At 45.1% G+C, this 15,595-nt stretch carries 14 protein-coding genes; 5 read left to right on the forward strand and 9 right to left on the reverse strand.

Annotated features, from left to right (window positions below; all coding sequences use genetic code 11):
- Positions 1 to 266 precede the first annotated feature (266 nt).
- Positions 267 to 1,547, forward strand: coding sequence for a citrate synthase (gltA, locus tag BTW00_RS01020; protein WP_075105829.1), 1,281 nt, complete (start codon positions 267 to 269; stop codon positions 1,545 to 1,547).
- A gap of 118 nt (positions 1,548 to 1,665) precedes the next feature.
- Here the strand turns inward: gltA and BTW00_RS01025 are convergent, their stop codons facing one another.
- Complete coding sequence (locus BTW00_RS01025) at positions 1,666 to 2,562, reverse strand: hypothetical protein (RefSeq protein ID WP_075105830.1); 897 nt, start codon at positions 2,560 to 2,562, stop codon at positions 1,666 to 1,668.
- A gap of 84 nt (positions 2,563 to 2,646) precedes the next feature.
- Entirely contained in the window at positions 2,647 to 3,180 is a 534-nt protein-coding gene (locus BTW00_RS01030) for a type IV secretion protein Rhs (RefSeq protein ID WP_075105831.1), read from the reverse strand.
- 415 nt (positions 3,181 to 3,595) lie between these two features.
- On the opposite strand from BTW00_RS01030, the gene BTW00_RS01035 reads away from it, so the two are divergent.
- Together BTW00_RS01035 and ribBA are read left to right on the forward strand one after the other, a co-directional pair.
- Positions 3,596 to 4,885 carry a replication-associated recombination protein A gene (locus BTW00_RS01035; RefSeq protein WP_075105832.1) on the forward strand — a complete coding sequence of 430 codons (1,290 nt, stop codon included), beginning with the start codon at positions 3,596 to 3,598 and terminating at the stop codon, positions 4,883 to 4,885.
- Positions 4,886 to 5,195: 310 nt separating this feature from the next.
- Entirely contained in the window at positions 5,196 to 6,308 is a 1,113-nt protein-coding gene (gene ribBA / locus BTW00_RS01040) for a bifunctional 3,4-dihydroxy-2-butanone-4-phosphate synthase/GTP cyclohydrolase II (protein ID WP_075105833.1), read from the forward strand.
- Positions 6,309 to 6,440: 132 nt separating this feature from the next.
- On the opposite strand, the gene BTW00_RS01045 is transcribed toward ribBA, so the two are convergent.
- From BTW00_RS01045 to BTW00_RS01070, 6 genes are all read right to left on the reverse strand, one after another.
- Positions 6,441 to 6,920: a thioesterase family protein gene (locus BTW00_RS01045; RefSeq protein WP_075105906.1), complete on the reverse strand. Its 480-nt coding sequence runs from the start codon at positions 6,918 to 6,920 to the stop codon at positions 6,441 to 6,443.
- Between the two features lie 62 nt (positions 6,921 to 6,982).
- Positions 6,983 to 8,020, reverse strand: coding sequence for a hypothetical protein (locus tag BTW00_RS01050; RefSeq protein ID WP_075105834.1), 1,038 nt, complete (start codon positions 8,018 to 8,020; stop codon positions 6,983 to 6,985).
- Positions 8,021 to 8,079: 59 nt separating this feature from the next.
- The gene (locus tag BTW00_RS01055) at positions 8,080 to 9,069 is read right to left on the reverse strand and encodes a uroporphyrinogen-III synthase (protein ID WP_075105835.1); all 990 of its coding nucleotides are present in this window, start codon (positions 9,067 to 9,069) and stop codon (positions 8,080 to 8,082) included.
- A gap of 95 nt (positions 9,070 to 9,164) precedes the next feature.
- Positions 9,165 to 10,199, reverse strand: a complete 1,035-nt coding sequence (gene hemC, locus BTW00_RS01060; protein ID WP_075105836.1) for a hydroxymethylbilane synthase — start codon at positions 10,197 to 10,199, stop codon at positions 9,165 to 9,167.
- A 204-nt stretch (positions 10,200 to 10,403) separates the two neighbouring features.
- Positions 10,404 to 11,141: a LytTR family DNA-binding domain-containing protein gene (locus tag BTW00_RS01065; protein WP_075105837.1), complete on the reverse strand. Its 738-nt coding sequence runs from the start codon at positions 11,139 to 11,141 to the stop codon at positions 10,404 to 10,406.
- Positions 11,142 to 11,385: 244 nt separating this feature from the next.
- On the reverse strand, positions 11,386 to 12,411 hold the full coding sequence (locus tag BTW00_RS01070; RefSeq protein WP_256713950.1) for a histidine kinase: 1,026 nt from the start codon (positions 12,409 to 12,411) through the stop codon (positions 11,386 to 11,388).
- Between the two features lie 239 nt (positions 12,412 to 12,650).
- On the opposite strand from BTW00_RS01070, the gene argH reads away from it, so the two are divergent.
- Both argH and BTW00_RS01080 read left to right on the forward strand, forming a co-directional pair.
- The gene (argH, locus tag BTW00_RS01075; RefSeq protein ID WP_075105907.1) at positions 12,651 to 14,024 is read left to right on the forward strand and encodes an argininosuccinate lyase; all 1,374 of its coding nucleotides are present in this window, start codon (positions 12,651 to 12,653) and stop codon (positions 14,022 to 14,024) included.
- Positions 14,025 to 14,421: 397 nt separating this feature from the next.
- The gene (locus BTW00_RS01080; RefSeq protein WP_062843543.1) at positions 14,422 to 14,712 is read left to right on the forward strand and encodes an oxidative damage protection protein; all 291 of its coding nucleotides are present in this window, start codon (positions 14,422 to 14,424) and stop codon (positions 14,710 to 14,712) included.
- Positions 14,713 to 14,795: 83 nt separating this feature from the next.
- Here the strand turns inward: BTW00_RS01080 and phoU are convergent, their stop codons facing one another.
- On the reverse strand, positions 14,796 to 15,578 hold the full coding sequence (phoU, locus tag BTW00_RS01085; protein WP_075105839.1) for a phosphate signaling complex protein PhoU: 783 nt from the start codon (positions 15,576 to 15,578) through the stop codon (positions 14,796 to 14,798).
- Between the last annotated feature and the right edge of the window lie 17 nt (positions 15,579 to 15,595).

The following is a 15,595-nucleotide window of genomic DNA, read 5'->3' on the forward strand; positions in this document are numbered from 1 at the left end:
TAAATATGTTTGATAAACACAAAGTTTGGCGCAAAATAACCAATCAGACATATTTTGATACAAAAATTACAGTGAACAACCACCGCTAGGCCGTGCCAATTGGACCTACGGTCAATAAAAGTTTTTTCAAATCACAAGTAATTGCTGCTAATATACCTTGCGTATTAAATGAGTGAAACGGATTTTGCCGTTTGACAGATAACGACGTGAGGTATGCGTCTGTAGTAATTTTATTCTAACAAATCAAAAACAATGGAGAGCAATTTATGGCTGACACTAATGCCAAACTAACCGTGAATGGTGAAGAATACGAACTTCCTATTATTGAAGGTACTTTAGGGCGCCCAGTTATCGATGTTGCTGCTTTGCAAGAATCAGGATTTTGGTCTTATGACCCTGGTTTTAAAGTAACTGCTCCTGTTGAATCAAAAATTACTTATATCGATGGTGGCAAAGGCGAATTATTACACCGCGGCTACCCTATCGACGAGTTAGCAAACCATGCTGAATACCTAGAAGTGGCATATGCGTTGCTAAATGGCGACCTACCTAACGCTGAGCAAAAGGCAGATTTCTTTGAAAAAATTCGTGAACATACGGCTGTTCATGATCAATTGCGTAAATTCTTTGAAGGTTTCCGCCGTGACGCGCATCCAATGGCCATTATGGTTGGTGTCGTTGGTGCGTTATCAGCGTTCTATCATGACAACCTAGACCTCAGTAACGAAGAGCATCGTGAAATCACAGCTATTCGTTTGATTGCTAAGATGCCTACGCTTGCGGCGATGAGTTATAAATACTCGCAGGGCGAACCGTTCATGTATCCGCGTAACGACTTTAGCTACGCTGAGAACTTCTTGTACATGATGTTTGCGACTCCTGCTGATGTAGACTATAAGACGAACGACGTCATCACTCGTGCAATGGACAAAATCTTTACCTTGCATGCTGATCATGAGCAAAACGCCTCTACGTCAACAGTACGTTTAGCAGGTTCTACCGGTGCTAACCCTTATGCCTGTATCGCTGCTGGTATCGCAGCTCTTTGGGGACCTTCTCATGGCGGCGCAAACGAAGCTGTACTAGAGATGCTTGATGAAATCGGTACGGTTGAAAACGTGCCTGAATTCATGGAAAAAGTGAAAAGCCGTGAAGTGAAGCTAATGGGCTTTGGTCACCGTGTCTACAAAAACTTCGATCCACGTGCGAAAGTCATGAAAGAGACTTGTGATGAAGTATTAGAAGCACTTGGTGTCAACGATCCTAAGCTTGAATTGGCAATGGCACTCGAAAAAATTGCACTAGAAGACCCGTTCTTCATCGAGCGTAACCTATATCCAAACGTTGATTTTTACTCTGGTATTATCTTAAAAGCCATCGGTATCCCAACATCAATGTTTACGGTAATCTTTGCACTGGCTCGTACTTCAGGTTGGATCAGCCATTTGTTAGAGATGCACAGCGCCCCATACAAGATCGGTCGTCCACGTCAGTTATATACTGGTGAAACGCGCCGTGACTTTGTCAAGGTTGAAGACCGTAAGTAAGCAAAAATAGTATCTTTCCAATAAAAAATCCCGCCATCGTGCGGGATTTTTTATTGTGTCTGTAAAGTCTATAGCAAATACGATACTTGGCACGCAACTATCGCCATCACGTCATACGCTATTGGAACTCTTTTAACGTCTGTTCATATTTGGCAATCTGCTCATCATATCCTTTAATCGTATCGTTGAATTTGGTCATGAGCGTTTCAAATTCTTGCTGCTGTTGTTGCTTCATTTGCTGCATATCAACCACTTGCTGCGCTTCTATTTGCTCCCATACTTGGTGCTGAATAATCAACCGAGCCAGCGCAGGACTTTTTGCACTGACCCTTCCTGCAATCTCTGCATGCTCAAACAGCTGAGGTATTAAGGTCGCTATATTGATCAGCGTATCAGAATCCTCTGCACTGAGTGGCTTAGTCACAGGCTGATATAACGCTGCCATCGTTTGCTGATATCGCTCGATGATCTGCTCTTCCGTCAATATAATCGGTTTGCGCGGCTCAAGGCTGATACGCTTTAATACAGTCAGATCACGCTCGCCCACTTCGGTACTTGTATTCATCTCTGCATCCGAACCTTCCTCACTGGTAGCGTTAGCTTCTACTGGACTATCAGCTGGTAATGGTTCGGAATTGGCGCTATTCGCATTTTCTGTAAGAGTAGCTGAATCGTTGGTCGCTCCATTGAGTAATAGCGACTCTTCGCTATCTGAAGCATCTGCCGCTTGCAGTGACTCATACTCTGCTTGTAGTCGACGCTGTAGCCCTTGCGCTTGCGCAACGTATATAGGCTGAAACTGCTCTATACGCGCCGCCGCAGAATCACTTTGCTGCATAGGTTGACTGTCTTCCTCACTTGTTTTTTCAGTTGTCTGAGTCTCATCTGGTACAGGCGGTGCGTCAGCTTGCTGCTGACAGCCGGTCAGAAATAGCACGCCCGTTAGCGCTACTGCGGCCAGAGCTGAGCTAGCAGAAGTATCAATATTAGGCTTTACTGGCAAAAGTCGAAGCATGAGAGTACGTATCCTTTAATAAAGCAAAAATATAAAAAGCTAAAATGGTGATGCACGTAGGCTTTTCGCTTACTATGAGGCAGTTTAAGCAGTAAAATTGCTGTTGGCGCGTTTTTTGTCAGTGATAGTATTCACTGTCAAAAATGGTATACAGGCTTCTAAATCCTGACAATCCTGTCCTTTTTGACGGCGCACAAAATAATCTTGAACCATTCGCGCCTGCTGCTCGATACCGTATTTAAAAAAGGACTTACCCGTCTCTAGCACATAATCATATCGCCGATCGATAAGGGCACCGCGTACCACTTTCAAGCCTTGCTGTAACTGCCACACATGGGTGAGCTCATGGATGAGCCAGCTTTGCTTGCCTAACGAGGCCACACTAAAATCTGTGATCCAATCGGCTGGATTAAAGTAAATATTACCATTCGGACTTACCGCATAACTTTTGAGAACCCACCAAGTGGTTTTTAGTCGCACTTCATCTAATCTGATACGGTCACCGAACACTGAGCGTGCCAGTGCTATCTCGCCAATTGTCAGATAACGCGACTGCTGCTTTTTTACGCTGCTGCGTGAATATAGATTCAACAAACGCTTGAGAGGTTGTCCAGACATCGTCAATGTAATACCTTATATTTGTTAGGGCAGTGATAATAAATGGTGTTTGGTCAACCATTCTGATCGTTACCATTGAACCGTTAGTAAGGATGAATGATTAAAAATAAAGTGCTGGGGACATAAGCTATACGCTTCGTTAGCTTTCATTAACATGTTTTTGCGTTAGCCTAGCGTGTATTGTTTATAGCAAGTACCCTACTTATAAAGTAGCCTACTTTGACTGCTGATGTCTAATACTCATTGTCATAGTAAAGTTGCTGCGAGAATCATGCCAAGCATACAAACGCATGTAATTTCAATAAAAGTGATAATTATAGACTAGTATGTCGTAATTTAGATTTGACTATAAAATCTCTCAATGGCCGCCACTTTAGCCAATAGACCGTTTTTTAATTTTTCAATAGAGAACCTTATGCCGCCTAACTTTCATGCCGACACCCCTCTTGCTCAGCGTATGCGCCCTGATTCTCTCGCGGCTATTATTGGTCAAGAGCATCTTTTGGCCACTGGCGCACCTTTACGGCGTTTGGTCGAACAAGGGTATCTGCCCTCTATTATTTTGCACGGCGAAGCAGGTATCGGTAAGACGACCATTGCAATGCTATTGGCGGATGCGGTTAATAGACCTTTTCATGCGCTTTCTGCATTGAATACTGGGGTCAAGCAGTTGCGCGAGGTGCTCGATAGTAAAGACTCACTGGCATTTGAATCACCAGTGGTGTTTATCGATGAGATTCATCGTTTCAATAAGGCGCAGCAAGATGCATTATTGGGCGCGGTAGAATCTGGTGATATTACGCTGATTGGCGCCACGACAGAGAATCCGTCGTTTAGTGTGAATAACGCGCTCTTATCACGTTGCCAAGTGTATCGTTTAGAGCCATTAACGCCTGAGCAAATCAGTGCGGTATTACAGCGGGCACTCTTGGAGGACCCTATACTCAAAAAGCTCACCATCGACTTGCAAGCACAAGACACCATCAGTCAACTGGCTCACGGTGATGCAAGAAAGGCACTAAATTTATTAGAACTAGCGATTCAAACAGCGGATGCCAAGCAATCACCGATTATTATCAATGATGAATTGGTCAGCCGAGTGGCGCAGACCGCGTTGGTACGTTATGACAAAGATGGCGAGCAACATTACGATATTATCTCAGCCATGATCAAATCAGTGCGTGGCTCAGATCCTGACGCGGCGCTGTACTGGATGGCGCGAATGCTCGTTGGCGGTGAGCCTGCCGATTTTATCGCGCGCAGGTTGGTCATTTTGGCCAGTGAAGACATCGGCAATGCCAACCCAAACGCTCTACTCCTTGCGGATGCAGCCCTGCGCAGTGTGCAATCCATCGGTATGCCAGAAGCGCGTATTATCCTAGGGCAAGTGGTGGTCTATTTAGCCACCAGTGCCAAAAGCAACAGCACGTATAAAGCAATCAACGCGGCGATGGCCTTGGCCGAAAAAGACGCCTCACCAGTACCACTACATTTGCGCAATGGCGTGACCAAATTGATGCGCAATCAAGGCTACGGTCAAGGGTATGCTTACCCGCATGATTATCCCAATCACTACTACCCTCAAAGCTATTTGCCAGAAAACTTAGCAGGCACGAGCTTTTATGAGTTTGCCGATAACCAGCGAGAACAGCATAGCAAGCAGTTTATGGCGTGGCTAAAAAGCCAAGCGGCCAGTAACGACTGATCTATTGACCCACTGGATCAAAAGGTTTGAAAGTTAGTTGCATATACTATTGGTAAAACTGAACCCTGTTTTTAAAAGACTAAGCGTTATAGTTCAGCTTTGGGTCAGCACGCTGAGGCAAAAACCGTTAAAATACCTATCGTCATGATGAATAAGAATCATGAAACATTTTCATATTTGGTTGCTATGATGATCAAACGATTTGCTCAACGGCAACAGCACGTGTTACCAACTACTGCTACAATGAGCCGACAACCCTTTATATTACAAACCACACATATTTATTAATAATAAAATATTGAGATTTACTATGAGTTTAAATACGATTCCTGAGATTATCGAAGACATTCGTGCTGGAAAAATGGTCATCTTGATGGATGATGAAGACCGCGAAAACGAAGGCGATATCATCATGGCGGCGACCCATGTTCGTCCTGAAGATATCAACTTTATGATTACCCACGCGCGTGGCTTGGTGTGTCTGACGCTATCACAAGCGCGTTGCCAGCAATTGGCATTGCCGCTGATGTCAGATCGCAACGAGGCAAAATTTAGCACCAACTTTACAGTATCGATTGAGGCGGCTGAAGGCGTGACCACAGGTATCTCTGCCGCTGACCGCGCGCGCACTATTCAGGCAGCGGTCTCTGCATCAGCCAAACCCGAAGACATCGTACAACCTGGCCATATCTTCCCTATCATGGCACAAAACGGCGGCGTTCTACACCGTGCAGGCCACACAGAAGCAGGGTGCGATTTATCAAGACTGGCAGGATTAGAGCCTGCTGCGGTGATTGTAGAAATCATCAACGCTGATGGCACCATGGCACGTCGCGATGATCTTGAGATATTTGCCAAAGAGCATAACATCAAGATGGGCACCATTGCTGATCTCATCAACTACCGCATCGCCAATGAGCAAACGGTAGAGGAAATCGAAACTCGTCCTTTTGAAACAGAACATGGCACTTTTACCTTGCACCGTTTCCGCGAGTTCGGCGCTGAAGAAACTCATATCGCCTTGGTAAAAGGAGATGTGAGCGAAGGCGTGAGTACCGTACGTGTCCACGGTTTCCACCCACTGCGTGATTTATTTGCCGCCAAAAACGATATGACAGGTCGTAGCGGCTGGAGCGTCCAATCAGCGCTAGAAGAGATTAGCGCCTCAGAGCGCGGTGTGTTGGTTTGGGTCGGCAACCATCAGCCGATCGATTTAGGAGATGCGTTAGATAAAGCCTTGGACAATGAGTCACAATCGACCATCACCCAGCAGCCTTATCGCAGTATCGGCGTTGGTGCACAGATATTGCGTCATTTAGGCGTCCGTGATATGCGTCTATTGTCATCACCCATGAAGTTTTATGCGTTATCAGGTTTTGATCTCAATGTGGTGGATTTTGTGCACGCACCGCAAGAGAGCTAAAATCTACTTGGAAAATGGCCTGAGAAAAGTCATGAAAAAAGGCACGCTACGATAATGTTAGCGTGCCTTTTTTATTTTTGATGGTTATATAACACTATCCGAGATAGGTCATCAACGCAGCTAAAGCCTATTCTAATATTCAGGGGTATGACCAAATTTTGCCTCTAATGCCAGTAAGCGCGCACGTTCTTCTGCTGTCCAAGGCAGTTTAGCTTTGCCATCACTATCGAGGCGCACCACGACAGCCTCAGCGGTGGCAACGATCTTATCCTGCGCTGTACTATAGTAGCTATATTCCATCGCGATACTGGTATTACCCAAACGCTGACAGCGAACCCCCAGTAGCAAGGTGTCAGGATACGTCACTGGACGCAAATATTGACAGCTCGATTGTGCTAAGACGGTAACCATACTGCCATCAAACATATCTAGCGCATGTAAATAGCCAATACGCGCTGACTCAGAATAACGATAATACACCACGTTATTTAAATGGTTAAAGGCATCCATCTCGCCCCAGTGGATCGGCTGATAATGTATCACTGGATAATGAGCCAGCTCTTTAGGACGGTCAATTGCTACCTCAGACATAAAATCTGGTTTTTCACTCATATGGGTCATAACTTACCTTGTACTTTATGTTGTTTATATCTATGGGACTCAGACAACATTGATTAGTTCTGCGGCTGATCCAAAATCTGTGTGGTCAGTAATGGCGTCGGTTTGGGTGCACTGGCAATCAGCTGATCAAGCCAAGTAATGACCTCTGGTATATCATTTGGCGACTGCATGGTCTCTAAGTTGTTGTCCATACCCTTTGGCTTTTTGTCGGATGGAGCAATGCCAATGGCGCCAACTTGCGAGGGGTTTTTGCCATTGCCAACCGATGATTTAGGTAGTAAGGTTTTTAGCTGTTTGCGCGCTTGGGTTAAATAATTGATCAGTTGATCCTGCTCGCGCATATTGCTCGCTTGACTCGCCAGATTCAACGTCATGATGACTTCATGAATCGTCAGTTGTCTATGCGTCAATGTCGTGTCGTTACGCGCTGACGTTTGAGCAGGCGGGTTCGCTACTGCACGCTTTTGGTCACCTTCAGTTGCAGCATCAACTAGCTCTCGGCGCTGAATATCAGCACCCTCGTAGCTGCTGAGGCGCTCATGACTATGCAAAAACTCTTGGATGTTTTGAATCGCAAGATTTTGTATTTGCCATGGGCTAGGTTGTGAGCTTTGCACCTGTAGTCGTTCGATATCTTTGAGCAAGCTTTGCTTGATCACGACGGTCAATGCAGGGGCAATCTCATTGCTACTTTGTGCCAATTGCCAATGCAAACCTCGCAGCAACTCTATCGCTGCGCTGTCATTGTTGTCTGCTATCAACCTATCTGCTGCTTTTATTTGAATACGTAGTAAATCCAGTTGGTTTTGCGCTTGGCTACTGGCTTTGACTCTAGGCTCTGGTAGCGTCTGCTGGCTCATGGCAAACAAACGATCGTCCATCTCGTTTAGGCGACTGACAACCTGCTCATTGCTTTGCAAGCGCTCGTTGACACTATGCTGAAAACGCTGCTGACTAATATAGAGCCACAGCAATGCCGCGATAAGCAGCAAGATAACCAGCCACTGTAAGCGCAGCAACAAAATGTGTGCTTGCCGGCGCTGCTGGATATGAGAAGGCTCCTTAGATAAGGACTCAGAATTCATTGACATAAGAACGTACCGCTATAGGTATGTGTAAACAGGTTTAACGCAAATAAAAAATGGTAACGCTAAGTATCATTATTGATGGCTGATAGAATGGTATCTGGCGCCAAATCTTCTACGCGCCAATAGTTCAGACGCTGAGCTGCCACCATATTGGCCAAGCGCTCACCCAATACGACATAAGAAAAGTCCGCTAGCGTGAGTGGCAAATTATCTCTTGCATCAGTCATTATGTCATTACTACGTTTTGGTTCTGACATTTTTTCTCTTGCACCTTGGACGATGCTCGTCCAATGCTCAAAAGCAGCTCCACTACTCACGACGACGATAGGTTTTGCTTGCTTTGGTGTTGTATTTGTCGTTTGATTACATACAAAAAAATCTTTTTGCCACTGCTGATACTGAGTCATTGCCTCGGTAGGCATCGAGCGCTCATACCACGCAATACTATCGATATGTACGCCGCGTGCTTGCAAGGTATCAACCAGTAATCGCCGTCCCCCAAGCCCGCGCCATATCAGTAGCTTATCGCCTGACTGTAAGCATTCGATTTCAGGCATGGCCAGCATCCCTTCATTATTGGCAACTTTGGGCTGTCGCACTTGATAGTTGGTCGCGTCTATTTTTGCCTGATTGAGGGCCGCAGCGGTCGCTTGCCCCACTGCAATGAGTGGACTTGGCGTTACCAAAGCCTTATGACCCCTATCTGCTGCTTTGTTTTCCGTTTTCGTATCACCACTATCGTCATGCTCGTTATGCACAAGTGACTGCCAAACCTTTAGACCTAAGCTTGCAGCAGTGGGGCTTACGATCACCAGTGCTTTATATTCACCTGCTAGCCACGCACGCATCAGTGCTAGGTCATCGCCAGTCGTTGGGCGCGGCCGCAACGTCAACATCGGTATCTCAACCACCGTGAACCCTGCTGCTCGCAAATGATTCGTCAATGGCGCAGCGCGTGCTATCGGCCGCGTATTGATGACAATTTTTGGCACCGACCCATCAGTGGATTGATTTTTATGAGTAGACCTAGCTTTAGTTGACGTTGATGACATAGATGTACCACGACAAAAGGCTTGTAGAATGGACTGAATCATCGACCAAACAGTGGATATGTGGATCAATGACTCAGTATGACAAAGTGAATACGCTACTCAGCGTGATAAATCGCTGACAAGATAGACCCTGCACCATCAGCAAGTAGTATATTGGCAACATCAATACCGAGCTGATTTGCCTGCGACTCTTGCTCGTCTTGTGTACCAACCAATGTCACTCGCTTTTCTGCTTTTAACAGCTTACTACCATCCGCTTTACCCACTCGACCACGTAACCACAATACATTACCGTTATCGTTGTTGCCGTTTTCACCATTGTCATCGTTATTCGCACTGGTTTCATCCGCCATCTGCAACACTGCGTAGGCTGCAATCGGGACTTGGCAGCCACCCTCCAAGTGACGGTTAAGCGCACGCTCAGCGATAAGGCGAATACGCGCTTTATCATCGTTCAGTGGCGCTAGTAATTTCAACACCTCGTCATCACCTTCACGGCATTCAATGGCTAACGCACCTTGACCAACGGCAGGCAAACAGGCATCAATATCTAGCTGCCCACGTATCCGCTCATCTAATTCGATACGCTGCAAGCCACTGGTCGCCAAAATAATAGCATCGTACTCGCCTGCATCCAGCTTGCCTAAACGCGTACCAACATTGCCGCGCAAGGTTTTGATCTGTAGATCTGGGCGGTAGGCTTTGATCTGACACTGACGGCGCAAACTTGAAGTCCCAACAACTGCACCTTGCGGCAATTCATCAATACTATTATAAGTATTTGAGACAAAAGCATCAGTTGGTGAAGCACGCTTGCAATAGACACCTAGTGTCAAGCCTTCAGGCAGCTGCATCGGTACGTCCTTTAGCGAATGTACCGCAATATCTGCTTGCTTGTTATACAATGCTTGCTCAAGCTCTTTGACAAATAAACCCTTACCGCCAATTTTGGCCAAAGGTGTGTCCAAAATCTTGTCACCCTTAGTGACAATTTTTAGTAACTCAATTGTCAACTCAGGATAGAGCGCCAGTAAGCGATCACGAATATGCTCCGCTTGCCATAGAGCCAAAGGACTCTGACGCGTGGCGATGGTTAAGGTAGTCAAAGCAGGTTGCTGCGGATTGCTCATAAAGGGCCTCAATAAATTCGATACTATAATCTAAATGCTACAATGTCAGTACTAAGTTGCTGCTAAGCGATTAGGAAAACTTGCCACAAAAAATGGTCGACTCACATCAGAGATAGTAAATGCTGGCGCAAAAAAATACCCCTATTTAAGCATAAATAAGGGTTTGATGATATGGGATGATTATGTCGCTCTGAAAACATCCTATTACATGCTTTGAATTTTGTCACGTAAGGCTGGCAGATGACGACGACTCACGGCTAACGTCTCATCGATTCCTTTAAAACGTATCTGATATTGTCCAGCATCTAGGGTTTCTAAAAAATCTAAAAAATTCAGATTGATAATAGCGTTGCGATGCACACGGAACAAACGATCATCAAACTCTCGCTCTAGCTCTTTTAGGGTCTCATCAATCAATACAATGCCATCTTTGTGACGTACTTTGACGTATTTTTGATCTGCCGCAAAATAATAGATATCTTTGAGCTTAATCAGCTCTACACCGCGATGGGTACGAGCAGTAATATGCTCGCGTATCGGACGCGCCGTTGGATTTGCAAGCTTGCGAATTTCATTCAATTGCGCCGCGTTTAGGTTTTTTGCTTTGTTCAGTGCTTCTAATAGCTCGTCTTTGTTTGCCGGTTTCAACAGATAACCGATTGCATTGGCTTTTAGTGCCGCTATCGCATAATGATCGTAAGCGGTGACAAATATAATGGCTGGTGGATGATCAAGTTTGTCCAACTCTTGGGCACAGCGCACCCCATCCATCTCAGGCATACGAATGTCTAATAATATAATGTCAGGCTGCTGAGTTTTTACGGCGACAATTGCTTCTGCCCCTGTGGTAGCTTGAGCAACCACCTCATGACCTGACTCCTGTACGATTCTGACCAAACGCTCACGCGCTAAAGGCTCATCATCACAAACTACGATACGCATGTAAACTCCCACCTCAAACTCTACTGAATATGTTTCGATGGTATGACGAATGTACTGACCAGTTCAATATGGTGAAATTTTCTGCATCATATTTTTGATAGTAAGCACTCATTGTCAATAATTGCCAGATAAAAATCGCAATAACCATATAGATATAAAAGACAGTGCAATAAATATGCCACAACATCTTATAATAAGAATATAGTGTCTGAGAACATCATGAAAAACGGTAAAAGAGGAAAGATTATAAACTGACGTCTTGTAAGGGATAGTCAATAATGGTAGTGATGTGGTTACCAGTAACTGTGCTTTGGATATCAGCACTTTGACCAAAGTACGCACGTAATCGATCCGCTTGAATATAAAAATCCATATGCTGACGCAAATCATGGTTAATGATTAAGGTCTTTGTAGGAAGTTCGACGTCGATCTGAATAGTTACTCTGTGCTGCTCCCAAGTGACTTTAATATTAAAATGGATGGTTTCAGTGGTCATCTCAACCACGTTGAGTAGCATTTTCTCTAGGACGCTTTGTAAGGTTAACGCCGTAATCACCATATCATACATAATATCTTCATCAGGCAAATCCCAATGGACCTCGAGTTTGTCTGCCAAACGGCTAGACTCAATCGCTAGATAATGCTCACACAGCGCAACTTCTTCTTCAAAGCTAATCTCACGTTCGCCGCTAAAACTGGCGCGATATAATACTGAAACGTGCTGTAATAAAGCAGAGGCTTTTGACGGATTGGACTCAATGAGTGAGACCAGTGTGTTAATGGTATTAAAGAAAAAGTGCGGGGCGGTGCGGGCTTTTATTAAGTCATTCTGTGCGGTCAATTTGTATTCAAACGATAGCTTGAGCGCATTAAGCTCACGGTGGCTACGCAAAAAGTACAGCAAAAATACAATGGTAAAACCGCCCGTCAGTACGGTATTGAAAAACAGATTGGTCATAAAAGCTTGACGATCATATTCCATCAAACCCATATTAATCAAAACCAAAACGACTAAAGCCATAGATACCGTAGCGGCAAACATCATGAGCATGACGATACACACACTAACACTAGGAATACTGGCATTTTTGAAGACAGGGCGCAGATAATCTACCAAATATAATGCAGGTATAACGGTCAAACCGTTTTGTATGGTTCGCGCAACAAGCTTGATGATAAAATCTGACCAGCTCGATAGACCATGCCGCTCAATCACTGTGAGAAACAGTGACCAAAAAGCAATATATGTCAGCCACTGCAAAGGCCTCATGATCTCCATGAGTTTTGGAATAAAAAACTCTAAGCGCGTAGCTAGTAAGGCAACCTCATCATTTGCTATACTTGAGTTCTTACTCTCTTGACTTGTCTTGTACCAATATGAACGCCAATTCTTCAAACCTTAGTAATCCCGAATCAAGTAAAAGTTCATCTGTTGCTGATTCTAGCACGAATGTCTCAGTAACAAACAAAGATGCACAAAACAGCCCTACCAGTACTCAGGGCCAGCAGATGTGGGGCGGACGCTTCAGTGAAGCGACGGACAGCTTCGTGGCTGCCTTTACTGCCTCTGTCGGCTTCGACCAACGCTTTGCTCGTCACGATATTCAAGGATCGATTGCCCATGCAACGATGCTCAAAGAATGCGATATCTTGACTGCTGATGAAGTGACCACCATTATCGACGGTCTTCATCAAGTATTACGCGAGATCGAAGCAGGTGAGTTTAACTGGTCAATCGCCCTCGAAGACGTGCACATGAATGTCGAATCACGCCTCACTGATATTATAGGCGCTGTTGGCAAAAAACTACACACGGGTCGTAGCCGTAACGATCAGGTCGCGACCGATATTCGTTTGTGGTTACGTGAAGAAACCGATAATATTATCGAGCTGCTCGTTCGCTTACAAAGTGGCTTACTTGACCTGGCTGATCAACATACCGATACCATTATGCCTGGTTTTACGCATTTACAAACCGCCCAGCCTGTCAGCTTTGGTCACCATGTAATGGCGTGGTTTGAGATGTTGTATCGCGATACCGAGCGTTTGATTGACGCCCGTCGCCGTATCAACCAGATGCCACTTGGTAGCGCCGCACTCGCTGGCACGACGTTCCCGATTGATCGTACCATCACCGCTGAGCTGCTAGGGTTTGAAGGTATTTGTCAAAATTCGCTCGATGCCGTCTCAGATCGTGATTTTGCGATTGAGTTTACCTCCGCCGCCTCGATTCTGATGATGCACATGTCACGTATGAGTGAAGAGATTATTCTGTGGATGTCAGCGCAGTTTAACTTTGTGCAGATACCCGATCGTTTCTGTACTGGCTCATCAATCATGCCACAAAAGAAAAACCCTGACGTGCCTGAGTTGGTACGCGGTAAAGCGGCACGTGTCTTTGGTCAGCTGATGACATTGCTTAGCCTGATGAAAAGCCAGCCACTCGCCTACAACAAAGACAATCAAGAAGACAAAGAGCCTTTGTTTGATTGTGTTGACACGCTAACAGGCTCACTACTTGCCTTTGCTGATATGCTGCCCAACATTGTCCCAAACAAAGAAAGTATGCGTGCTGCGACAATGAAAGGCTATGCTACTGCCACTGACTTAGCCGATTATCTGGTACGTCAAGGCGTTGCGTTCCGTGATGCGCATGAAGTGGTGGGTAATGCGGTTGCACTCGGCATTAAAGAAGGCGTTGATCTCAGTGACTTATCCTTGGCACAATTGCAACAATTCAGCGATGCCATCGGTGAGGATGTCTTTGACTATCTCACGCTAGAGGGCTCACTCGCCGCTCGTGACCATCTGGGCGGTACTGCACCAAACCAAGTCAAGCAAGCAGTGGTCAATGGGCGCGCTCGTTTAAAAGCCTTTGCCTAATCAGACCCTTTTCAGCCAGAGCTAACTTATCGCTGTATATCTGACACCCGCTATTGATGCGGGTGTTTTTTATTTATAGTCAATCCTCTATAAAAGAGCTACAGCGTTAACCTCACTTGAAGTATCACATAGTCATCTGCGCTCGGTTGTCTTATATCTCTTTTAAACTGAATTAACTATAACTTACTATCAGCTACCCTTTTTCGCGCTTGCTCTGTCTGCATGATATGAAATGATAAATCAGCATAAAGGTAAAACCTGCTGCTAACATCCTGTAAATTTGTGTCTGTTTAATAAGAGACACGAGATACCCTTTGCTAAATTGACCAAGACCGTTATCATAGGCTCATATGATTATTTAACTTTATCACTCAATATAATAAATAAGGAACACCTGATGACTGAGACTTTTAACCCCCAAGCCAATACCGTGTTTTGCCGTAAATATAAGCAAGAGCTGCCAAAAATGCCGCATCCGCCCTTCCCCAATAAAAAAGGCCAAGAGCTACAAGAAACGGTATCTGACAAGGCATGGAAAGAGTGGCTAGAACATCAAACTATGCTCATTAATGAGAATCATTTGAGCATGATGGATCCTGAAGCCAAAAAATTCTTGACCGAGCAACGTGATAAGTTTTTGGACAACGAAGATTATGAGCGCGCCCAAGGCTGGACGCCAGAAAGCTAGGCTGAGACCACTGTATTACATCCATAAAAAACGCGCTATAGTAAGCGCGTTTTTTACGTAAGAAGACTATTTTGCCTGCGTTATTAGTCGTCATTACTTTCTAAAGCTTCGTAGTCGTCGACTGACATCGTGCTCACTTGACGAGCGGCTAAGCGATCATTGGCTTCTTGCACTGCTTTTTCGACCATTGAGTAGTCAGAGTGACGCACGTCTTGGCCACTGATATAGTTGATGACAAGTTCGGCAACGTTTTGAGCATGATCGCCAATACGCTCAAGCGAGCGCAAAATCCACATGATATTGATGACTTTTGAGACTTGTCTAGAGTCTTCCATAATATAAGTCATCAGTGCTCGAATGGCCGTTTGGTATTCACTATTGACCACACTGTCGTTACGCATGACTTCAAACGCCAATTCAGCATTTGATTGGCTAAACGCTTCTAGCGAATTGTTAAGCATCACCCGTACTTGATTACTCAAATGCTGTACTTCAGCATAACCGTAAGAGGATTTGCCTTGGGCAGCTATCTTGCTGGCCATTCGCGCAATTTTTACCGCTTCATCGCCAATACGCTCCAAATCTACCACGCCTTTACTGATCGACATGACTAAACGCAAATCTCCTGCGGCAGGTTGACGCTTAGCAACCAGCAATAAAATATGTTCATCGAGCTCAACCTCCATTCGGTTGATATCAAAGTCCATCTCGATGACCTCTTGCGCCAGTGTCTCGTCTCTATCAATAAGTGCATGAATCGCTTTGGCCACTTGGTTGGCAGCACTATCACCCATGTATAAGAACAAACGGATGGCTTCATCAAGATCTTGGTCAAAACTTTTGGAGATATGCTTATCACTTTGCATTAGAGATATTCCCTGAA

This window comes from Psychrobacter sp. C 20.9, assembly GCF_001921765.1.
Classification (GTDB): Bacteria; Pseudomonadota; Gammaproteobacteria; order Pseudomonadales; family Moraxellaceae; genus Psychrobacter; species Psychrobacter piscatorii_B.